Source organism: Nocardioides pelophilus, from assembly GCF_014180685.1.
In the GTDB taxonomy this organism is placed as follows: Bacteria; Actinomycetota; Actinomycetes; order Propionibacteriales; family Nocardioidaceae; genus Nocardioides; species Nocardioides pelophilus.
Window position 1 is genome coordinate 1 of record NZ_JACEHF010000030.1, and the last position, 21,665, is coordinate 21,665.

The window sequence follows — 21,665 nt, forward strand, 5'->3', positions numbered from 1 at the left end:
CCGGTGGCGCGCCCGGGCGCACCACGCTCGCGACCGCCCTCGCCGCCGAGCTCGCCCGGCGCCGGTTGACGACGGTGCTCGTCGACGCCGACCCCTACGGCGGCGCGGTCGCCCAGCAGCTCGGGGTGCTCGACGAGGTGTCGGGCCTGCTGTCCGCCGCCCGGCTCGCGACCAGCGGGTCGCTCGGCGAGCGGTTCCCGACCGTGCAGCGGCGGCTCTCCGACCACCTGCTCGTGGTCACCGGCCTGCCGCGCCCGGACCGCTGGGTCGAGGTGCGGCCCGGAGCGCTGACTGCGATCGTCGAGCGCGCGCGGCGCGACGCCGAGGTCGTGCTCGACACCGGGTTCAGCGTCGAGCAGGACCCGGCCCTCGACGTCGGCGTGCGGCCGGAGCGCAACGGTCTCACCGTCGAGGCGCTGGAGGCTGCCGACGAGATCCTGCTGGTCGGCTCGGCCGATCCGGTGGGACTCGCCCGGCTCGCCCGGGCGGTCACCGAGGCGCACGAGGTGCTGCCCGACCCGGTGCTCCGGCTGGTGGTCAACCGGATGCGGCCCACGCTCGGCTGGCGGGAGGCCGACGTCACCGCGATGCTGGCCGGGTTCGGCAGCCACGTCGGCGTCCACTTCCTGCCCGACGACCAGCCAGCCGTCGATCGCGCGCTGGTCGCCGGCCGCACGCTCGTCGAGACCGGCGAGTCGGACCTCACCCGGGCCGTCGCCGAGCTCGTCGACGCGATGGCCGGCCGTCAGGCGTTGAACAACAGGTAGAGACCACCCGCGGTGAACGCGACCATGGCGGCGAGCAGAGGCAGCTGCCCGGTGATCTGGTGCCGGCGGGGCAGCAGTGCGATCGCCCGGTCGTGAGCGACGACCGCCGCGGTGACGTGGCCGATCACCACGGCCAGCACCTTGATGTTCGCGAGCACCGTCGGGTGGTAGGAGAACCAGTACGTCGGCTCGACGGCGATCGTGCCGAAGATGTCCCATCCCTTGCCGAACGGATCACTGGCCCGCGCCAGCGTCTGGGTGCCGACGTCGACGAACACGGTCAGGTAGTGGGCGACGATGTAGCCCGCGACGATCGGGACGATCGAGTGCGCGAGCCGTCGCGGCAGCTCGCGGTGCGGGCGACCCAACGGCTCGAACGCCACCCACTGCCACGGCCGCCAGGTCGCTCGGAAGTGGATGCCGGCCAGCATCGCGCCGGCGGCGAAGATCAGACCTGCCCCGAGGCAGAACGCCAGCAGCGCCAGGTTGTTGAGCGTGATGCCGCTGATCGACGACTGCTGGACCTTCCCGATCCAGTAGGTCGACTCGCTGAACGAGTCGAACGCCGTGCTCCCGAACAGCACCGCGACCACGGCGACCAGGCCGGGTCGGGACGGGATCGTGGCGGCCCCGGCGAGCGGGCTGCGCAGGACCACGCGGCCGTCCTCGCCGCGCCCCCAGACCGACAGCGAGCCGGCCAGTGTCGAGTAGACCTCGAACGGGTCGGCGTTCTCGTAGAACCGGGACCCGAAGACCGCGCCGCCGATCAGCATCGCGGCGACGTACAGCGCGCACCACAGGCGGACGGTGCCGAGGTCGGTGGGCGTCCGGTTGACCAGCTCCATCCAGACGAACGAGTAGAGCGCGATGGCCGCCGGCCAGTGGCCGAGCCACGCCGGGTAGCCCAGCACCCCGCGCTCCGGGTCGCCGCCGGCGAGCCGGGCGAGCCCGGCGTTGATGGTGCGCATCGGGCTGATCGCCCGCCAGACCGGCCCGAAGAGGAGCGACGCGAAGACGATGCCGACCCAGACCCAGACGTAGATGATCCCGAAGAACGGGTTGGTCAGCCGGTCCTCGCCCAGGATCGCGGTCAGCGCCGTGAAGACGAACGCGATCATCCCGACCAGGCGCAGCGCCACCAGCCAGTACGTCGGGCGGGACCCCTGCGGCTCGTCGGGCTCGGTCTCGTCGGTGTCGGTCTCGTCGGTGTCGGGCTCGGCGGGCTCCTCCTCGAGCCCGGTGGCGTAGCGCGGCGTGCGCCAGGCGACGACCAGCACGGTGAACGAGACCACCAGCGCCGCGACGGCGCCGGAGACGGCGAGGCCGAGCGAGATCGGCAGGTCGGCCTGGCCGCCGATGCCGTGGGCCTCGATCACGGGCCCGATCACTTCACCTCGAGCTGGACGATGATGACCTCGAGCTCGTGCGACTCGACCTCGACGATGCCGGGGCGGTCGATCTGGATCTCGAACGTCTCGGTGCCGGCGTCGTACTCGAACTCCTGCTCGGGGTCGGAGTGCAGGTGGATCGAGCCCGGTGCGTCGGCGGTCACCTCGAGGTCGACCGGCTGCCCGGCGTCGACCTCCACCCGCTCGCCGTTGGGCGTCACCTCGCCGTCCTCGAAGGTGATCTCGACCACGACCGGGTCGTCCGCGCCGTCGCCGTCGCCGGAGTCGTCGCTGCCGCACGCCGAGAGCGCCGCTCCCGCCAGGACAGTGAGCGCGACCCACCGCGTCGTCGTACCTCGCACCGTTAACCTCCCGTTCGAGCGTCATCCTGGCGCCGCACGCGGACAAATGTCGGTGTGGCTCCGGTCCTCTGTCAGAATCTCACGCAACAAGTCATGGGGCTTGACGGGGGGCTAGTACCAGAAGGTGGGGAAGTGCAGTGGTCGATCGTGTTCGCGCACGCGACCTGGCGTTCCTGACGGCCGAGACGCCTGAGACGCCGGCCCACAACGCCACGATCGAGATCTTCGACCCGGGCGACTCGGGCCTCGACTACGCGCGCCTGGTCGACCTGATCCGCGACCGGATCGCCTTCGTGCCGCGCTACCGCCAGCGCATCCAGGTCGTCCCCGGACACCTGGCGGCCCCGCTGTGGGTCGACGACGAGAGCTTCGACCTCGGCTTCCACGTCCGCCGCTCCGCGCTGCCGCGCCCCGGTACGTCGGGCCAGCTGCTCGAGCTCGCGTCCCGGATCGTGTCCCGTCCCCTCGACCGGACCCGCCCGCTCTGGGAGGTCTACTTCGTCGAGGGGCTCGAGGGCGGCAAGGTCGCGCTCCTCTCCAAGACCCACCAGGCCCTCGTCGACGGCGTCGAGACGGTCGACCTCGGACAGCTCCTGCTCGACGCCCAGCCGACGCCGCGCGAGTTCGAGCCGGACGACTGGACGCCGCGCCGCGCTCCCGCGCCGGGCGCCCTCGTCGTCGGTGCCGTCCGCGAGGCGGTGACGGACTCCCAGACCGTCGTCAACACCGTGCTCGGCACGTCCCGTGCCGTGGTGCGCACCGTGGACGCGCGCACCCGCCGGGTGCGCAGCGTCGTCGGCGCGGTGACCGGCCGCCGGCCCAAGTCCCGTGGCGTGATCGGCGGCGAGCTCTCGCAGCAGCGCCGGGTCGTGACCGTCGAGACCTGTCTGTCCGACTACCGCAAGGTCCGCAAGGCGCACGGCGGCACGGTCAACGACGTCATCCTGGCCACCGTCACCGGTGGCCTGCGCGCCTGGCTGATGACCCGCGCCGAGTCGATGGGCGGCATCCGCCAGGTCCGCGCCGTGGTGCCGGTGTCGGTCATCGACGAGGAGCTCGAGGCGACGTCGCTCGGCAGCCAGATCGCGGCCCACTTCGTCGACCTCCCGGTCGGGGAGGCGAGCCCGGTCGTCCGGCTGCACCAGGTCTCCTACTCGTTCCAGGCGCACAAGGAGACGGGTCGCAGCGTGGCCGCCAACCGGCTGGCCGGGGTCGCCGGCTTCGCCCCGACGACCTTCCACGCGATCGGCTCGCGGGTCGCCGCCGACGAGCTGCGGCGCGGCTACCAGCTGTCGGTCACCAACGTCCCCGGCCCGCAGGCGCCCCTCTACGCGGCCGGCGCCGAGATGCTGGCGAGCTATCCGGTGGCGCCGCTGGTGGCGGGCCATCCGCTGGTCCTCAGCGTCACGTCCTACAACGGCGGGGTCTTCTACGGCATCACCGCCGACCGCGACGTGGTGCCCGACGCCGACCTGCTCGGCATCTGCATCCGCGAGGCGCTCGACGAGCTGCTCGAGGTGTCGTCCTCGGGTCGGCAGCGAGCGCCCCGCGGTCGCCGTACGACGACGCCCAGGTCCAAGCCGAAGGACTGACGCGCCGGCCGGCGAGGCGGAGCACTGCGGCGACTCGCTCGCGCCATGGGTTGTCTGACAACATCGGGAGCATGGACGCCATCACGTTCCCCCCGGCTCCCGTCAACGAGCCCAACCTGACCTACGCGCCCGGCAGCCCGGAGCGCGACGCGCTGGCCGCCGAGATCGCCCGCCAGGAGGCGACCGAGCACCGGATGGACGCCTACATCGGCGGCGAGTGGGTCGCCGGCGGCGGGGCCGAGATCGCCGTCGTCCAGCCGCACGACCACGCCCACACCCTGGGCGTGCTCAAGGACGTGACGACCGCCGACGCCCAGCGGGCGGTCGACGCGGCCACCGCCGCCGCGCCGGACTGGCGCGCAATGCCGTTCGACGAGCGGTGCGCGATCCTGCTCAAGGCAGCCGAGCTGCTCGCCGGACCGTGGCGGCAGCGGCTCAACGCGGCCACCGTGCTCGGCCAGTCGAAGACCGCGTTCCAAGCCGAGATCGACGCCGCCTGCGAGCTGATCGACTTCTGGCGGTTCAACGTCCACTACGCCAAGCAGATCCTCGCCGAGCAGCCGATCGCCAACAGCCCGGGCATCTGGAACCGCACCGACTACCGGCCGCTCGAGGGCTTCGTCTACGCCATCACGCCGTTCAACTTCACCGCGATCGCCGGCAACCTGCCGACCGCTCCGGCGCTGATGGGCAACACCGTCCTCTGGAAGCCCAGCCCGACCCAGCAGCACGCCGCCAGCCTCATCATGGAGCTGCTGGTCGAGGCGGGCATGCCGCCCGGCGTGATCAACATGCTGCCCGGCCACGGGCGCGCGGTTTCCGAGGTCGCGCTCGCGCACCCCGACCTCGCCGGGATCCACTTCACCGGGTCGACGCCGACCTTCCAGCACCTCTGGCAGACGGTCGGCAGCAACCTCACGTCGTACCGCACCTATCCGCGGCTGGTCGGCGAGACCGGCGGCAAGGACTTCGTGATCGCCCACCCGAGCGCCGACCCCGACGTGCTGACGACCGCGCTGATCCGGGGCGCGTTCGAGTACTCCGGCCAGAAGTGCTCGGCGGCGTCGCGCGCCTACGTGCCGCGCTCGGTGTGGGAGCGGATGGGGGACGACCTGGTCGCCAAGACCGACGCGCTCTCCATGGGCGACCCGACCGACTTCTCGCACTTCCTCGGCGCGGTGATCGACGACCGGGCGTTCGCCAAGCACGTCGCGGCGATCGAGCGGGCCCAGGCGACGCCCGGGCTGCAGGTCGTCGCGGGCGGGAAGACCGACGACTCGGTCGGCTGGTTCGTGCGGCCGACGATCGTGGTCGGCGACGACCCGACCGACGAGATCTTCACGACCGAGTACTTCGGCCCGATCCTGGCGATCCACGTCTACGACGACGCCGACTTCGAGAAGGTCGTGCTCCAGGCCGAGTCGGCGGCGCCGTACGCCCTGACCGGCGCGATCATCGCCCAGGACCGAGCGGCGATCCGGTGGGCGCGGATGACGCTGCGGTTCGCCGCCGGCAACTTCTACATCAACGACAAGCCGACCGGTGCGGTCGTCGGTCAGCAGCCGTTCGGTGGTGGCCGGGCGTCCGGCACGAACGACAAGGCCGGCGCCGCCGCCAACCTGATGCGCTGGACCTCTCCGCGCTCGATCAAGGAGACGCTGTCGCCCCCGAAGGACCACACCTACCCGTACATGGGCTGACCCCTGCTGGGAGACTAGGGGCGTGAATCCCTGGCACCTCGGGACCCTGCACCCGATCGAGCAGGCGCTGACCGTCGTCCTGGCGTTCGGCCCGTTCGTGCTGCTCGGGATCGTCGTCCTCGTACGCCGTCGCCAGGATGCTCGCGAGGAGGCGGCTGAACGCGCGGAGTCGGCCGAGCGCGAGGTCGCCGACCGGACGCCGGAGGCCTAACGAGCGAGCCAGGCCTGGCCGGCGCGGTTCTCGGCGCGCATCGCGGACCCGAAGATCTTGCCGATCAGCGCCTCGATCTTGCCGCCGACGAGCGGGATCTTCACGGTGATGTCGAAGGTGACGGTCTCGGTGGTGACGCCGTCCTTCTCGGTGAGCACCGCGGTCCCGGTCAGGTCGCCCGGCTTGCCGGGGATCGTCACGTGGATGTCGCCGCGCTCGGGGCTGCCCCAGGTCTCCGACTGGACGATGTCGGTCTCGGCGCCGACGAACTTCTTCGCGAACCCCGGCACCCGGTCGGTCGGCTGGGAGTACTCGATCCGAACCTTCATCGGGTCGCCCTGGACGCCCTCGATGGAGACCGAGTGCTTGGTGGCGCGCTGGTAGACGCAGACCTCCTCGCGGAACGCAGGGTCGGCGAGCATCGCGGCCACGGCCGCCAGCGGCGCGTCGTAGGTCAGCTCGTGCACGATACGGGTGGACATCTCAGCGGTCTCCCTGCAGCCAGGCGGCGCCGACGGTCTGCTCGATCGCGAGCCCGCTGCCGATGTTGTCGGCCATCACCTGCTCCAGCTTGCCGCCGACGAGGGGCACCTTGACGGTGACCTCGAGGTCGGTCACGTGGCGGGTGGTGCCGCCGTCCGTCTCGAGCGTCACCGTGCCGACCGCCTTGGTCGGCTTGCCGGGGGCGACGATCTCGAGGGTGCCCTGGGTGGGGGAGGCCCAGACCTCGGTGACGACCGCTCGGGTGGTCTCGCCCGCGATCTTCTTCGCGATCGCCGGCAGGCCCGCGGTGTTCTGCTCCTGGTCGATCACGATCCGGCAGCCGTCGGGGCCCTCGGGGGTGACCGTCACCGTCGACGAGACGACGCCCTGCGCCGCGCCGACGCGCTCCCGCCAGGCGGGATCGGTGAGCATGGCGTACACCTCGGCGGGTGGCGCGTCGTAGGTCGACGTGTGCTGGAACCTCATGGCGCACATCTTGGCGCATCCGCGGAGCGCGTGGTGGGCGGCGCTTCCGTAACGATCGGGGCGATGCAAATCCTGCGGCTGCGCCGGGAGAGCACCGGCGATACTGTGGCGCTGTGTCAACGACGACGCATACCGACCGCGACCAGATCTTCGACCAGGCCGCCGAGGTGGCCCGCCATGGGAAGGGGTCCTCGGCCCCACCGGGCGACGCCCTGGTGCCGCTGCTCGCGGCCTACTACCACCACGTCGGCACCGAGGACCTGGTCGATCGCTCCGACGTCGACGTCTACGGCGCCTACGCCTCGCACCACCAGCTCGCGGCCGAACGGCAGCCCGGCACGACCAAGGTCCGTCTCTACACGCCGACCGTCGCCGAGCACGGGTGGTCGGCGGGCGGCCACTCCGTGGTCGAGGTCGTCACCGACGACATGTCGTTCCTCGTCGACTCCCTCACCATGGAGCTCGCGCGCCAGCACCGCGACGCGCACCTGGTGCTGCACCCGACGTTCGACGTCGAGCGCGACGAGTCGGGCCGGCTGCTGGCCCAGCACCCCGTGGCCTCCGGCTCGGCCACGCCGCCCGAGGGCACCCTCCGCGAGTCGTGGATGCACGTCGAGATCGACCGCCTGACCGACGACGCCGGCGAGACCGAGCGGCTGGCCGACGACGTACGCCGGGTGCTCGGCGACGTGCGCGCCGCGGTCGAGGACTGGTCGGCCATGCAGCAGCAGGTCCGCGAGATCGTCGCCGACCTCGAGGACACCCCGGCCTCGTTGCCCGAGGAGGAGGTCAGCGAGGGCCGCGAGCTCCTGACCTGGCTCGCCGACGAGCACTTCACGTTCCTCGGTTACCGGGAGTACAAGCTGGAGAAGGCGTCGTCCGACGGTGGCGAGGACGACATCCTCGTCCCCGTCCCCGGCAGTGGGCTCGGCATCCTGCGCGACGCGGCGGCGGACCACCACAAGTCGTCGTCCTTCGGGCGGCTGTCGGGACCGGTCAAGGCGAAGGCACGCGAGCAGACCCTGCTCGTGCTCGCGAAGGCCAACTCGCGGGCCACCGTGCACCGCCCGGCCTACCTCGACTACGTCGGGGTCAAGTCGTTCGCCGCCGACGGCGAGGTGATCGGCGAGCGCCGGTTCCTCGGGCTGCTCTCGAGCGCGGCCTACACCGAGTCGGTGCTCCGCGTCCCCCTGCTCCGGCAGAAGGTCGCCGACGTCCTCGAGGCCACCGGCCTCGACCCGCGCAGCCATGACGGCAACGCTCTGCTCGACACCCTCGAGACCTATCCGCGCGACGAGCTGTTCCACACCCCGGTCGACGAGCTGGCCACGATCGCGGAGGGTGCGATGCAGGCGCGGGAGCGCCGCGCCGTACGGCTGTTCATCCGCCGCGACACCTACGCCCGCTACCTGTCGGTGCTGATCTACCTGCCGCGCGACCGCTACAACACGGGCGTCCGGCAGAAGTTCGTGCGGATCCTCGCCCAGGTCATCGGGGACGGGCGGATCGAGCCCGACTCGATCGAGTTCAACGTCAGCATCAGCGAGTCGACCACCGCGCGCGTGCACTTCGTCGTCCGGATGCCGGCCGGCGAGACGCTCCCCGACAGCATCGACACCGGCGACCTGGAGCGACGACTCATCGACGCCTCCCGCTCCTGGCACGACGACGTCCTCAGCGCCGTCTCCGCGGAGTACGGCGAGGAGGTCGGGGCGATCCTCGGCCGCCGCTACGTCGACGCGTTCCCCGAGGCCTACAAGGAGGACTTCCCGGCGCGGACCGCGGCGGTCGACCTCGGCCGCCTCGAGGCGATCCAGGGCGATGTCGGCATCGACCAGGCGCTCTACTCCGAGCTCGACGCGCCCGAGGGCGAGGCGCGGCTCAAGGTGTTCCGGGTCGGCCCACCGCTGTCGCTGTCCGAGGTGCTCCCGATGCTCTCGTCGATGGGCGTGGAGGTCGTCGACGAGCGCCCCTACAGCCTGGTCGGCCTCCCACGCGTCTCGCACATCTACGACTTCGGCCTGAGGTACGGCGGGCCGCTGCCGGACCAGGCACGCGAGCTCTTCTCCGATGCGCTGCGGGCGATCTGGGACGGCTACACCGAGATCGACGGGTTCAACGCGCTGGTGCTGCGGGCGTCGCTGACGTGGCGCCAGGCGATGCTGCTGCGGGCGTACGCGAAGTACATGCGCCAGGGCAACTCGCCGTTCGCCATCGACTCGATCGAGGGTGCGCTCGCCGACAACGTCGAGCTCGCGCGGATGCTGGTGAAGCTCTTCGAGACCCGGTTCGACCCGGACCTCGACGAGGAGTCCCGCGAGAAGCACCAGTCCGAGCTCGAGGGCCGGCTCACCACGGGGCTCGACGACGTGGTCAGCCTCGACCACGACCGGATCCTGCGCTCCTACCTGACCCACATCCGGGCGACCCTGCGCACCAACTACTTCCAGCCGCAGCCGGGCGGGAAGCCCAAGCCGTACCTCTCGCTGAAGATGGAGCCGTCCGCGATCCCGGACCTGCCGGAGCCCCGGCCGAAGTTCGAGATCTTCGTCTACTCGCCACGGGTCGAGGGCGTGCACCTGCGGTTCGGCGCGGTCGCGCGAGGCGGCTTGCGCTGGTCGGACCGGCGCGACGACTTCCGCACCGAGATCCTCGGCCTGGTGAAGGCGCAGATGGTGAAGAACACCGTGATCGTCCCGGTCGGCGCGAAGGGCGGGTTCTACGCGAAGAACCTCCCGGACTCCTCCGACCGCGATGCGTGGCTGGCCGAGGGCATCGAGTGCTACAAGACCTTCATCCGCGGCCTGCTCGACGTCACCGACAACCTGGTGGTGGGCGAGATCGTCCCGCCCGAGCGCGTCGTACGACGTGACGGCAACGACTCCTACCTCGTGGTCGCTGCCGACAAGGGAACGGCGACCTTCTCCGACATCGCCAACGGCGTCTCCAAGGACTACGGCTTCTGGCTCGGCGACGCCTTCGCCAGCGGCGGCTCGGTGGGCTACGACCACAAGGCGATGGGCATCACCGCCCGCGGTGCGTGGGTGTCGGTGCGCCGACACTTCCGCGAGTTCGGCGTCGACTGCCAGACCGAGGACATCACGGTGACCGGTGTCGGCGACATGTCGGGAGACGTGTTCGGCAACGGGATGCTCTGCTCCGAGCACATCCGGCTGGTGGCCGCGTTCGACCACCGGGACATCTTCATCGACCCGGACCCCGACGCAGCGACGTCGTACGCCGAGCGCAAGCGGTTGTTCGACCTGCCCCGGTCGAGCTGGCAGGACTACGACAAGTCGCTGATCTCGGAGGGCGGTGGGGTGTTCCCCCGCTCCGCCAAGTCGATCCCGATCAACCACCACATCAGGGCGGCGCTCGGGATCCTCCGCAACGTCGACGCGATGACGCCGGCCGAGCTGATGAAGGCGATCCTGCTCGCGCCGGTCGACCTGCTCTGGAACGGCGGCATCGGCACCTACGTCAAGGCGTCCACCGAGACCCACGCCGACGCCGGCGACAAGGCGAACGACGCGATCCGGGTCAACGGCACCGACCTGCGCGTGCGGGTCGTCGGCGAGGGCGGCAACCTGGGCTGCACCCAGCGCGGCCGGATCGAGTTCGCCACCAACGGCGGCCGGATCAACACCGACTTCATCGACAACTCGGCCGGCGTCGACACGTCCGACCGCGAGGTCAACCTGAAGATCCTGCTCGACCGGGTGGTCCTCGACGGCGACCTCACCGAGAAGCAGCGCAACAAGCTGCTGGCCTCGATGACCGACGAGGTCGCCGACCTGGTGCTCCGCGACAACTACGAGCAGAACCTGGCGCTGGCCAACGCCGCGCGCAACGCACCGTCGCTGCTGCACGTGCACGAGCAGTGGATGAAGCAGCTGGAGACCGAGGGTCGGCTCGACCGCGACCTCGAGGCCCTGCCGCCGAAGGCCGAGGTGAAGCGACGGCTCGAGCACGGCGGCGCGCTCACCCAGCCCGAGCTCGCGGTCCTGATGGCCTACACCAAGATCGTGCTCGCCGAGGAGCTGTTGGCCTCCGACCTGCCCGAGGACCCCTACCTCCTGCTCGACCTGGTCTCCTACTTCCCCCAGGCCGTCCGCGAAGGGTTCTCCGCGCAGATCGAGCAGCACCCGCTGCGGCGCGAGATCATCGTGACCCAGGTGGTCGGTGACCTCGTCAACGGTGCCGGCATGACCTACTGGCCGCGGCTGGCGGGCGAGACCGGAGCCTCGGCGGCAGAGCTGACGCGGGCCAACTTCGTCGCGCGGGAGATCTTCGGGTCGCTGCCGCTCCGTGAGGAGCTCGCGACCTACGACAACAAGATCAACGCCCTGCTGCAGACCCGGATGCGGGTCGAGATGCGCACCCTCGTCGAGCGCGCCTCCCGGTGGCTCGTCACCAACCGGCGGCCCCCGCTCGACAGCCAGGCCACGGTCGACCAGTTCGCGGGTCCCGTCCAGGCCACGATGCTCGACCTGCCGGAGCTGCTCATCGGCCGCGAGCTGGCGGCGTACGACGCCCGCCGTACGGCCATGGTCTCCGAGGGCGTTCCCGAGGACCTCGCCGGGCGGGTGGCGTCGTTCGACGTCGCCTACGCGCTGCTCAACGTGGTCGACATCGCCACCCGCGACGGTCTCCAGCCGCGTGACGTCGCCCGGGTTCACTTCGCGCTCGGCGAGCGGCTCGGACTGTCCGTGCTCCAGCACCGGATCGTCGAGCTGCCCCGTGCCGACCAGTGGCAGACGATGGCGCGCGCGGCGCTCCGCGACGACCTGCACGCGGTGCACGCCCAGCTCACGGCCGAGGTGCTGGCCGCGACCGAGCCGGACGAGGAGGTCGTCGGGCGCGGCGATCCCGAGGAGCTCCGCGAGGAGGCCGTGCGCCGGGTGGCCGGGTGGGAGCAGTCGGCCGGCGGCGTGGTCCCGGCAGCGGTCGAGACCCTCGGGGCGATCTGTGCCGACGAGGAAAGCGACCTCGCCCGGGTCTCGGTGGCGCTGCGGGTGGTGCGCGGGCTGCTGGCGTGACCGGACCCGCGGTCGAAAACGATTCGCGGTCTGTCGGTCGCGCCACCTACGGTGGGGTCACCGATGACGACCACCACGCCTCCCGGTTCTGGTCGGTCGGAGCGCGACCCGCTCGGGCCTGATCCGGACCATCCGCCTCCCGCAGGCGTCCACTCCTTGTGGCGCCTGCGTTCCTACCTCCGCCCGCACCGCGCGGCGTTGGTGGTGATGCTGTCGACGGCGCTCGCCGGCATCGTGGTCGCGATCTCGATCCCGCTGGTCATCCGCGAGCTGATCGACGGCCCCGTCACCGACGGCGAGCTCGGTCCGGTGCTGCCGCTCGGCCTGCTGGTGCTTGCGCTGGGTGTGCTCGAGGCGTTCCTGACCTGGTGGCGGCGGTGGATCCAGTCCAACGCGGTCCTCAACGTCGAGACCGCGATGCGCCGCGACCTCTACGCCCACCTGCAAGCGCTGCCGATGACGTTCCACAGCCGGTGGCAGTCCGGTCAGCTGCTCTCGCGCGCGACGACGGACCTGTCGTCGATCCGGAGGTTCTTCGGCTTCGCGATGCTGTTCCTGCTCATCAACATCCTGCAGGTCACCGCGGTGACGGTGGTGCTGCTGGTGATGTACTGGCCGCTCGGACTGGTCGTCGCCTGCACGGCGGCGCCGATCGTGTGGCTCTCGATGCGTTTCGAGAACGAGTACGTCCTCGTCTCCCGCCGGGTCCAGGACGAGCAGGGAGACCTGGCGACCCGCGCCGAGGAGGCCGCGGTCGCCATCCGGGTGATCAAGTCCTTCGGGCGCAACCGCTACATCAGCGACCAGTACGAAGCCGCCGCCCGCACGCTGCACGCGACGTCGATGGAGAAGGTCCGGCTCTCGGCTCGGTTCTGGACCTTCCTCGAGGTGATCCCGAACCTCGCCGTCGTCCTCGTGCTGCTGCTCGGTGCGATCGGCGTCGGTCGCGGCGCCCTCACGCCCGGCGAGCTGGTCGCGTTCATCACCCTGATGTTGTCGCTGGTCTGGCCGGTCTCCTCGCTCGGGGTGATCCTGGCGATGTCGCAGGAGGCGATGACGTCGGCCGCCCGCATCCACGAGATCTTCGACACCCGGTCCGACATCGTCGGCGGCACCCGGACCATCGAGCGGCCGCGCGGCCACCTCCGTTTCGAGCACGTCGACTTCGCCTTCCCCGACGCGCTCGACGAGCCGGTGCTCCGCGACGTCAACCTCGACATCAGGCCCGGCGAGACGGTTGCCGTGGTCGGCGCCACCGGTTCCGGCAAGACCAGCCTGACCGCGCTCGTCCCGCGGCTGTTCGACGTGACCGGCGGGGCGGTCACGATCGACGGGGTCGACGTGCGCGAGCTCGACCTCGTGCACCTCCGGCAGCTGGTCGCCACCGCGTTCGAGGACCCCACCTTGTTCTCGATGAGCGCGCGCGAGAACCTCACCCTCGGCCGCGCCGACGCCAGCGACGCCGACATCGAGGAGGCGCTCGACGTCGCGCAGGCGGGCTTCGTCCGCGACCTGCCGTGGGGTCTGGCGACCCGCATCGGGGAGCAGGGCATGGCGCTCTCCGGTGGTCAGCGCCAGCGGCTCGCGCTGGCCCGCGCGGTGCTGTCGCGCCCCGCCGTACTCGTCCTCGACGACACCCTCTCCGCGCTCGACGTGCACACCGAGGCGCTGGTCGAGGAGGCGCTGCGGAGGGTGCTCGTCGACACCACCGGGCTGATCGTCGCCCACCGCGCCTCGACGGTGCTGCTGGCCGATCGGGTCGCGCTGCTGCAGGACGGCACGATCACCCACGTCGGCGAGCACCGCGAGCTGCTCGCGACGGTGCCGGCCTACCGCGAGCTGCTCGCCGCCGACTCGTCGCTCGAGGAGGCCGTCTCATGACACCCACCGGCAAGTCGGCCGAGACGGAGTGGCGCGGTATCGCCAAGTCCGACGAGGACGAGCGGATCGAACGGATCGAGCGGAAGTTCGTCGGCGGCTCGGGCACCCTGCTCCGCGAGCTGCTGCGGCCCTACAAGTTCGCGATCTGGGTCCTGATCGCGATCGTTCTCGTCGAGAACGCCGCGCGGCTGTCGATCCCCTACCTGGTCAAGGAGGGCATCGACACCGGCATCCCTCCGATCCGCGACGACAACAACCTCGAGCCCCTGTTCGTGATCGTCGGGATCGTGCTGCTCGCAACGGTCACCCAGGCCGTGGCGCGCAACTTCTTCCTGGTCCGGTCCGGCAAGGTCGGCCAGGACGTCCTGTTCGAGGTCCGCCGCCGGGTGTTCCGCCACTTCCAGGCGCTGAGCCCCGCCTTCCACGACGACTACACCTCCGGTCGCGTCATCTCGCGTCAGACCTCCGACGTCGACGCGATCTACGAGATGCTCGAGACCGGTTTCGACGGCCTGGTCACCGCTGCGCTCACTCTCGTCGGCACGGCCGGACTGCTGCTCTTCCTCGACGTCGAGCTCGGGCTGGTCGCGCTGTGCTGCGGACCCTTCCTGTTCTGGCTCACCAACTGGTTCCGCAAGTCCTCGGCCAGCAGCTACCGGGTGACCCGCGAGAAGGTCGCGCTGGTCATCGTCCACTTCGTCGAGTCGATGGGCGGGATCCGCGCCGTCCAGGCGTTCCGCCGGGAGCCCCGCAACCAGGAGATCTTCGACGACGTCAACGACCAGTACCGCGCCGCCAACCTGGTGGCGTTCCGCCTGGTCGCCTGGTTCATGCCCGGCATCCGGCTGATCGGCAACGTCACCATCGCCGTGGTCCTGCTCTACGGCGGCTACCTCGCCTACCACGGTGAGGTCACCGTCGGCGTCCTCGCCGCGTTCCTGCTCTACCTGCGCCAGTTCTTCGAGCCGATGATGGAGATCTCGCAGTTCTACAACACCTTCCAGTCGGCCTCCGCCGCGCTCGACAAGCTCGCCGGCGTGCTGAGGGAGGAGCCCGGCGTGCCCGAGCCCACCCGGCCCGCGGCGCTGCCCGATGCCCGCGGTGAGCTGCGCTTCGACGGTGTCGACTTCGCGTACGTCGAGGACCGGCGGGTGCTCGACGACCTCGACCTCCGGGTGCCGGCGGGCCAGACCCTGGCGATCGTCGGCACCACCGGCGCGGGCAAGACGACGGTAGCCAAGCTCGCCACCCGCTTCTACGACCCGACCGACGGGCGGGTGCTGCTCGACGACATCGACCTGCGCGACCTGACGTCCGACGTGCTCCGCCGGGCCGTGGTCATGGTGACCCAGGAGAACTACCTCTTCTCCGGCACCATCGCCGACAACATCCGGTTCGGCCGTCCCGACGCGACGATGGCCGAGGTGGAGGCCGCGACCCGCGCGCTCGGCGCCCACGACTTCATCACTGCGCTGCCCGACGGCTACGACACCGTCGTGGCCAACCAAGGTGGCCGGTTGAGTGCCGGTCAGCGCCAGCTCGTGGCGTTCGCCCGGGCGTTCCTCGCCGACCCGGCGGTGCTGATCCTCGACGAGGCCACCTCGTCGCTCGACGTGCCGTCGGAGCGACTGGTGCAGCAGGCGCTCCGCACCGTGCTCGCCGGCCGCACGGCGGTGATCATCGCCCACCGCCTGTCGACGGTCGAGATCGCCGACCGGGTGATCGTCATGGAGCACGGTCGGATCGTCGAGGACGGTGCGCCCGAGGATCTGATCTCGGCCGGTCACGGCCGCTACTCCGACCTGCACCAGGCATGGCTGGACTCCTTGGCCTAGGGTCCGTGAGGTGACGGCGATCTCGGTGGTGGGCCTGACCAAGGCCTACGGTGACCTCACCGCCGTCGATGCGGTCGACCTGACGGTCGACGTGGGGGAGTTCGTCGGCGTGATCGGACCGAACGGTGCCGGCAAGACCACGCTGCTCGAGATGATCGAGGGCCTCCGGCGACCCGATGCCGGCGAGATCACCGTTCTCGGTGAGCCGGCGTGGCCGCGCAACCGGCGGCTCCAGCCGCGGATCGGTGTGCAGCTCCAAGCCTCGGCGTTCTTCGAGAGGCTCACGGCCCGCGAGCAAATCCACACCTTCGCCGCCCTCTATCGCGTTCCTGCCCGTGCCGCCGACGAGTGGCTGGAGCGGGTCGGCCTCGGCGAGAAGGCCGCCAGCCGCGTCGAGGACCTGTCCGGCGGCCAGGCGCAGCGGCTGTCGATCGCCTGCGCGCTGGTGCACGACCCCGAGCTGGTGTTCCTCGACGAGCCGACGGCCGCGCTGGACCCCCAGGCCCGGCGCAACCTGTGGGACCTGCTGCGCGCCATCAACGAGGACGGCCGCACCGTCGTACTCACGACGCACTACATGGACGAGGCCGAAGCGCTCTGCGACCGGGTCGCGATCATCGACCACGGCCGGCTGCTGCAGCACGACACGCCCACCGCCCTGGTCGCCGCCCATGCGGGAGGCGGCAACCTCGAGGACGTCTTCCTCGCGCTGACCGGACGCGAGTACCGCGCGTGAGCGGCCTGACCGGCACGCCGTTCGGGGCCCTCTCGATCGCGATCCTGCGCGGCTTCGTCCGCGACCGCTCGGCCCTCTTCTTCGCCGTGGTCTTCCCGCTGATGTTCCTGGTGCTCTTCGGTGCCCTGCTCGGCAACCAGGACCAGCCCGAGATCGAGATGGTCAAGGTCGGCGACGTGCCTCTGCTCGACCACCTGCCGGCCGACGCCCGGTCCGCGTTCGACGCCACCTTCGACGTCGAGGAGTCCGACGACCTCGACGCGGCGCTCGAGCTGGTGCGGAAGGGGGACGCCGACGTCGCCGTCGAGCAGCGGGGCGACACCCTCGTCGCCCACTACACGCAGACCGAGCAGGTCGGTGCGGCCATCACCCAGGTCACGCTCCAGGCGTACGTCGACGGTGCCAATGTCGCGGTCAGCGGCCGGCCGCCGAAGTTCGGCTTCGAGGCCGACCGGGTCGAGGACGACTCGCTCACCACGATCCAGTACTACACGCCGGGACTGCTCGGCTGGGCCATCGCGATGAGCTCCGCCTTCGGTGCTGCAGCCACCCTGCAGGGCTGGCGCCAGAGCAAGCTGCTGCGCCGGCTCCAGCTGGCGCCGGTGTCGACGCCGACGATCGTGGGAGCCCGGGTGGCGGTCACCATCGGGATCGCGCTCGGCCAGACCGCGATCTTCCTCGGCCTCGGCTGGGCCGCGCTCGGGCTGACCCTGACCGGGTCGTGGTGGATGTCGCTGCCGCTGGTCGTCGTCGGCACCTTGTGCTTCATGGCGATCGGGCTGCTGGCCGGGGCGGTCGCCAAGTCCACGGAGGGCGCGGTCAACATGGCCAACTTCCTGGTGCTGCCGATGGCGTTCCTCAGCGGGTCGTTCTTCCCTCTCGACGGAGCGCCGACGTGGCTCCGGCGACTGAGTGACGTGCTCCCGCTCAAGCACCTCAACGAGGCGATGCTCGACGTCCTGGTGCGCGGTGAAGGCCCCGGCTCGGCGCTGGTCCCGCTGGGCATCCTGGCGGCGTTCGCCGTGGTCGTCACGCTCCTGGCGGCGAAGCTGTTCCGTTGGGACACGGCATGAGCGCTGCGAACTCGCCTGTCCGGCAATTCACCGTGATTCGGAAGCGTCGGGTGCCCGGCAGCCAATAGGCTGACGCCGGCCCGAAACCCCGAGGAGGCTCGATGTCCCACCTGGTCGTGATGGTCGCGGCGGCTGCCCCCGGGTTGGCTCTCGACATGACGGTCGTGCTGCTCCAGCTGGCGTTGATCGTCGTGGTCGCGCGGTTCGCCGGCATGGCGGTGTCGCGGGTGGGGGTCCCTCCGGTCGTCGGCGAGATCGCGGCCGGCGTACTGCTCGGCCCGAGCCTGCTCGGCATGGACCTCAGCAACGACCTGTTCCCGATGGACCAGCGCGGGTTCCTCGAGATCCTGGCCCAGATGGGGCTGGTGCTGTTCATGTTCGTGGTCGGCCTCGAGCTCGACGTCTCCCTCGTCAAGGGACGCGGCAAGGTCGCCGGGTCGGTCTCGGTCGCCTCGATCCTGCTGCCGTTCGCACTCGGCATCGGCCTGGCCTACGTGTTCGTGAGCACCGAGGCGACCGAGGCGCTCAAGCCCGAACGGGCCGACTTCTGGCCGTTCGCGCTGTTCATGGGCGCCGCCATGTCGATCACGGCCTTTCCCGTGCTCGCGCGGATCCTGACCGATCGGCGGATGCACCGCACCGAGACCGGCGGGTTGGCGCTCGCCTGCGCCGCCACCGACGACGTCATCGCGTGGACGCTGCTGGCCGTGGTGCTGGCGATCTCCGGCGTCAAGGGGGAGGGCCACCTCCCGGGGTGGGCGATCTACCTCGCGATCCCGTTCGTGCTGCTCGCGATCTTCGTCGTCCGGCCCGCGTTGACCCGACTGACGGCGGCGTACCACAAGGCCGGAGAGCTGACGCCGACGATCCTCAGCGTCGTGCTGGTGGGGATCCTGCTCTTCGCGGCGACCACCGAGGCGCTCGGCGTCCACTTCATCTTCGGCGCGTTCCTCTTCGGGGCGATCATCCCGCACGAGAACGCGGCCGCGCTCCGCCACGAGATCCTGGTGCGGCTCGAGCAGATCTCGGTGCTGCTCCTGCTCCCGGTGTTCTTCCTGATCTCCGGTCTCAAGGTCAACATCCAGGGCCTCGGCGCCGAGCACGTCATCCCGCTGCTCGCGATCCTCGCGGTCGCCATCGTCGGCAAGTACGTCGGTGCGTACGTCGGCGCCCGGCTGCAGAAGGTGCCGCACTGGCAGGCCAGCTCGATCGGGCTGCTGATGAACACCCGCGGCCTCACGGAGCTGATCATCCTCAACGTCGGCCTCACCAAGGGTCTGTTGAGCGAAGAGCTGTTCACCCTGATGGTGATCATGGCGCTGGTGACCACGGTCATGACCGGGCCGCTGCTGGGGTTCACCTATCCCCAGCGGCGGGTCGCCCGCGACATCGCCGAGGCCGAGCGGGCAGCCCTCGGCGCCGAGGCGGTCGACAGGATCCTGCTGCTGAGCCGACCGGGGGCCGACAACGAGGTACCGCTCGAGATCGCGGTCACCATGCTCGCCGGCGCCCGGCCGGCCGAGATCGTCGTCGCCGACCTCCAGCCGCAGGGCCGGCTGCTCGACCTGGGCAGCGGTCTGTCCGGCGAGCTCGCCGAGATGGCGTCGGCGATGGAGCGTCAGCAGGTGCTGGTCCGCCGCGGCGAGGAGCTCGGCGTACCGGTCCGGGTGATCGCCCACCCGAGTGCCGACGTCGAGCAGGACCTGGCGGAGCTGGTCCAGGTGCTCGCGCCGCAGGGACTGATCGCCTGGTCCGACGACCCGTCCCTCGACGCGGTGCTCGCTGTCGTGGACTGCCCCTCCACCGTCGTCGCTGCGGGGACCGAGCCGTTCCCGGCGGGCGCCCCGGTCTCTGTTGCATGGTCCGCCGACCCGCATGGCGACGCCGCCGTCCTGCTCGGAGCGCGGCTGGCCGTCGCCCGTCAGGTCGCCCTCCAGCTCCCCGTGGAGGGCAGCCGTCGGCTCGGCATCATCCGCGCTGCGCTGGAGGAGCGGGGGCTCCGGGTCACCGCGCCGGCCGCGCCCGACCCGGACTCAGGTCTGTCCGCGGCCGTCATCGACGTCGGTCCGTTCGGCGCCGAGTCCGCCGCGACGATCGCGGCCCGCAGCGTGCCCGACGCAGTTCCTGTCGACTTCGCGGTCGCCGAGCTGGGCGCGACCGCCGAGGTCGGCTAGAACCGAAGGTCGGGTGGGCCGAGGCGGCCCACCCGATCGATCAGGCATGGTGGATCAGCCGCCCGCGTGCGTGTTGAACGCGAGCGTGCGGTGGCCGATCCGGATCCGGGTGCCCTGCACCAGGATCTGCTCGGCGCCCGGGGGCATCCGCTGCCAGTCCGGCGTCTTCGGGATGTGCACGAACGTGCCGTTGGTCGAGTTGTTGTCGATCAGGACGACGTCCCACCCGCGCAGCTCGAGTCGGGCGTGCACCCGGGAGACCTGGTTGGACTGGTCGATGATCGGCAGCCCGCGGAAGTCGCCGGTCAGGACCCGCTCGTCGGCGCCCGGGTCGCGGCCGAGGAGGTAGGGCGTGTCGAGCTGGAACACGGAGCCGTCGTCGAGGACCACGACACCCAGCGGCGGCCGGATGCCGTTCACCAGGACCGGCGTCTGCTGGACCATGTTGATGCCGCAGATGGCGCAGAAGAGCTGGCGCGGGTCGTTGAAGTGACGGTTCTTGCAGAAGACGCCGCGCACCTCCTCGCGGGGAGCGCCACCGGCCTCGGCGATGACGCTGGGGTCGTCGACGATCGGCAGCGGCTCGAAGTCGTCGTCCTCGAGGTCCCCGATGAGCACCGACTGGAACTGGACCTGCTCGTCGGCCTGCGGCGGGGGCAGTGGCCGGCCGGCCGGGGCGGCCGGAGCCGGCGGGTGCGGGTGGTCGTGACCCGCGTGGTCGTGACCCGCGTGGTCCTCGGCCATCGCCGGCTCGGGCGTCGCGGGCGGGGTCGGTGCAGCAGGGTCCTCAGGCCACACCGCAGGCTCCGGTGCCGCCGGAGCCGGAGGCGCCGCGGGAGCGGACGGGACGGCCGCCACCTCGCCGGTCGGGGCGTCGGCCATCAGCTCCTCGGCCGGGACACCCATGGTGCTGTCCATCGCGGACTCCATCATCATGGAGTCACCCGAGGGCGCACCGGCCGGTACGACGAGCGCCGCAGCCTGGATCACGCCGCCGTCGAGGCGGTACGACGAGCTCGGGTCGGCCGCGTCGGCCCCCGGGAGCGTCACGCTCACCTCGTCGATCGGCCACGGGATCAGCCGCTCGACCCATGCGAGCGAGTCGGCGCCCGAGATCCGCTCGTCGCCCACGTTGACGACGACGTCGCCGTCGACGAAGACCGCGAGGCCGGTCGCGTGCGGCGCGAGGGCCGCGAACCCGGGCGACTGCTCGACAGCGGTCGACAGCATGAGCGCGAAGCCGCGCACGAGCTGCCGACCCTGGCCGCCGTTGGCAGCGACCATCTGTGCGTGGTCGACGTACGGGCGCACCACCTCGGGATCGGTCGAGCCGACCAGCAGCACGACCGGTCCGATCCGGGCGAGGGTGCCCTCGCCGGCGCCGGGAACGACAGTCGCGCGGGTCCAGTCCTCCGCTGACTCCTTCATCACACGATCCTTCCGCCGAAGAAGCGCCACCGGATCAGCGGCACCCGCATCGGTCCGTTGGTCCAGATCCAGACGATGAACCAGATGACCGAGAAGTCGATGAAGAAGGCCCAGAAGAAGAACGACGGCAGGTTGCCGTCGTCGAGGCCGACGGGCATGCCGGGCACCAGGCCGAGCTCGAGGAGGAGCCACACCAGGGCGCCCTCGTTGATCGCCGTGATCAGGCCGAACATGGTCGGCCAGTCCTTCTCCCACCGGAACTGCTGGATCAGGTGGTAGAGGAGCTCCCACAGGATCCCGAGCACCAGCACCGTGGCCAGGATGATGTAGGTCACCCGGTAGTAGTCACCGTCGAACCCGGGGAGCCCGGGCGCGCCGTCGGGCAGGAGCGGCGTGATCAGGAACGTGATGATGCCGCCGAAGACGACGAGCATGAAGATCCGGGTCTGAATCCGCCCGTTCAGGGTGGGCAACATCAGTGAGCTCCTCGCCAGGTCGTGGGGACGGTCG

At 70.9% G+C, this 21,665-nt stretch carries 16 protein-coding genes; 10 read left to right on the forward strand and 6 right to left on the reverse strand.

What is annotated here, in order from left to right; translation table 11 throughout:
• Positions 1 to 767 (forward strand): nucleotide-binding protein (locus H0488_RS08060; RefSeq protein ID WP_446685605.1); only part of this gene is annotated, 767 nt, incomplete at its 5' end.
• Here H0488_RS08060 and H0488_RS08065 read toward each other — a convergent pair.
• Positions 746 to 2,143, reverse strand: coding sequence for a hypothetical protein (locus tag H0488_RS08065; RefSeq protein WP_183098770.1), 1,398 nt, complete (start codon positions 2,141 to 2,143; stop codon positions 746 to 748). The two genes, H0488_RS08060 and H0488_RS08065, sit on opposite strands and share 22 nt — an antisense overlap.
• An 8-nt stretch (positions 2,144 to 2,151) precedes the next feature.
• A complete protein-coding gene (locus H0488_RS08070; RefSeq protein WP_183098771.1) occupies positions 2,152 to 2,517 on the reverse strand; it encodes a hypothetical protein in 366 nt (121 codons plus the stop codon).
• Positions 2,518 to 2,654: 137 nt separating this feature from the next.
• Between H0488_RS08070 and H0488_RS08075 the strand changes: the two genes are divergently transcribed.
• The 3 genes from H0488_RS08075 to H0488_RS08085 all read left to right on the forward strand — a co-directional run bounded on the left by H0488_RS08075 (position 2,655) and on the right by H0488_RS08085 (position 6,020).
• On the forward strand, positions 2,655 to 4,109 hold the full coding sequence (locus H0488_RS08075; protein ID WP_183098772.1) for a WS/DGAT/MGAT family O-acyltransferase: 1,455 nt from the start codon (positions 2,655 to 2,657) through the stop codon (positions 4,107 to 4,109).
• 71 nt (positions 4,110 to 4,180) lie between these two features.
• On the forward strand, positions 4,181 to 5,809 hold the full coding sequence (gene pruA, locus H0488_RS08080; protein ID WP_183098773.1) for an L-glutamate gamma-semialdehyde dehydrogenase: 1,629 nt from the start codon (positions 4,181 to 4,183) through the stop codon (positions 5,807 to 5,809).
• Positions 5,810 to 5,831: 22 nt separating this feature from the next.
• Positions 5,832 to 6,020: a hypothetical protein gene (locus H0488_RS08085; protein WP_183098774.1), complete on the forward strand. Its 189-nt coding sequence runs from the start codon at positions 5,832 to 5,834 to the stop codon at positions 6,018 to 6,020.
• Here the strand turns inward: H0488_RS08085 and H0488_RS08090 are convergent.
• Positions 6,017 to 6,502, reverse strand: a complete 486-nt coding sequence (locus H0488_RS08090) for a DUF2505 domain-containing protein (RefSeq protein WP_183098775.1) — start codon at positions 6,500 to 6,502, stop codon at positions 6,017 to 6,019. The two genes, H0488_RS08085 and H0488_RS08090, sit on opposite strands and share 4 nt — an antisense overlap.
• 1 nt (position 6,503) lies before the next feature.
• On the reverse strand, positions 6,504 to 6,989 hold the full coding sequence (locus H0488_RS08095; protein WP_183098776.1) for a DUF2505 domain-containing protein: 486 nt from the start codon (positions 6,987 to 6,989) through the stop codon (positions 6,504 to 6,506).
• Between the two features lie 113 nt (positions 6,990 to 7,102).
• Between H0488_RS08095 and H0488_RS08100 the strand changes: the two genes are divergently transcribed.
• The 6 genes from H0488_RS08100 to H0488_RS08125 all read left to right on the forward strand — a co-directional run bounded on the left by H0488_RS08100 (position 7,103) and on the right by H0488_RS08125 (position 19,727).
• Positions 7,103 to 12,028, forward strand: coding sequence for an NAD-glutamate dehydrogenase (locus H0488_RS08100; RefSeq protein ID WP_183098777.1), 4,926 nt, complete (start codon positions 7,103 to 7,105; stop codon positions 12,026 to 12,028).
• Between the two features lie 63 nt (positions 12,029 to 12,091).
• The gene (locus tag H0488_RS08105; protein WP_183098778.1) at positions 12,092 to 13,909 is read left to right on the forward strand and encodes an ABC transporter ATP-binding protein; all 1,818 of its coding nucleotides are present in this window, start codon (positions 12,092 to 12,094) and stop codon (positions 13,907 to 13,909) included.
• On the forward strand, positions 13,906 to 15,744 hold the full coding sequence (locus H0488_RS08110; protein WP_183098779.1) for an ABC transporter ATP-binding protein: 1,839 nt from the start codon (positions 13,906 to 13,908) through the stop codon (positions 15,742 to 15,744). The genes H0488_RS08105 and H0488_RS08110 overlap by 4 nt, the downstream gene beginning before the upstream one ends.
• 10 nt (positions 15,745 to 15,754) lie before the next feature.
• Positions 15,755 to 16,480, forward strand: coding sequence for an ABC transporter ATP-binding protein (locus H0488_RS08115; protein WP_183098780.1), 726 nt, complete (start codon positions 15,755 to 15,757; stop codon positions 16,478 to 16,480).
• Entirely contained in the window at positions 16,477 to 17,553 is a 1,077-nt protein-coding gene (locus H0488_RS08120) for an ABC transporter permease (RefSeq protein WP_220794327.1), read from the forward strand. Before H0488_RS08115 ends, H0488_RS08120 begins: the two co-directional genes overlap by 4 nt.
• A gap of 101 nt (positions 17,554 to 17,654) precedes the next feature.
• Positions 17,655 to 19,727, forward strand: a complete 2,073-nt coding sequence (locus tag H0488_RS08125; protein WP_183098781.1) for a cation:proton antiporter — start codon at positions 17,655 to 17,657, stop codon at positions 19,725 to 19,727.
• Between the two features lie 54 nt (positions 19,728 to 19,781).
• On the opposite strand, the gene H0488_RS08130 is transcribed toward H0488_RS08125, so the two are convergent.
• Together H0488_RS08130 and H0488_RS08135 are read right to left on the reverse strand one after the other, a co-directional pair.
• Positions 19,782 to 21,155 (reverse strand): FHA domain-containing protein, encoded by a 1,374-nt coding sequence (locus tag H0488_RS08130; RefSeq protein ID WP_183098782.1) that lies wholly within the window; start codon positions 21,153 to 21,155, stop codon positions 19,782 to 19,784.
• The gene (locus H0488_RS08135; RefSeq protein WP_183098783.1) at positions 21,155 to 21,631 is read right to left on the reverse strand and encodes a hypothetical protein; all 477 of its coding nucleotides are present in this window, start codon (positions 21,629 to 21,631) and stop codon (positions 21,155 to 21,157) included. Before H0488_RS08135 ends, H0488_RS08130 begins: the two co-directional genes overlap by 1 nt.
• Positions 21,632 to 21,665: the final 34 nt, after the last annotated feature.

Coding starts and splice junctions, on each gene's coding strand:
- H0488_RS08105 (WP_183098778.1), top strand. CDS start 12,092: ATGACGACCACCACGCCTCCCGGTTCTGGTCGGTCGGAGCGCGACCCG.
- pruA (WP_183098773.1), top strand. CDS start 4,181: ATGGACGCCATCACGTTCCCCCCGGCTCCCGTCAACGAGCCCAACCTG.
- H0488_RS08090 (WP_183098775.1), bottom strand. CDS start 6,502: ATGTCCACCCGTATCGTGCACGAGCTGACCTACGACGCGCCGCTGGCG.
- H0488_RS08135 (WP_183098783.1), bottom strand. CDS start 21,631: ATGTTGCCCACCCTGAACGGGCGGATTCAGACCCGGATCTTCATGCTC.
- H0488_RS08130 (WP_183098782.1), bottom strand. CDS start 21,155: ATGAAGGAGTCAGCGGAGGACTGGACCCGCGCGACTGTCGTTCCCGGC.
- H0488_RS08095 (WP_183098776.1), bottom strand. CDS start 6,989: ATGAGGTTCCAGCACACGTCGACCTACGACGCGCCACCCGCCGAGGTG.
- H0488_RS08110 (WP_183098779.1), top strand. CDS start 13,906: ATGACACCCACCGGCAAGTCGGCCGAGACGGAGTGGCGCGGTATCGCC.
- H0488_RS08125 (WP_183098781.1), top strand. CDS start 17,655: ATGTCCCACCTGGTCGTGATGGTCGCGGCGGCTGCCCCCGGGTTGGCT.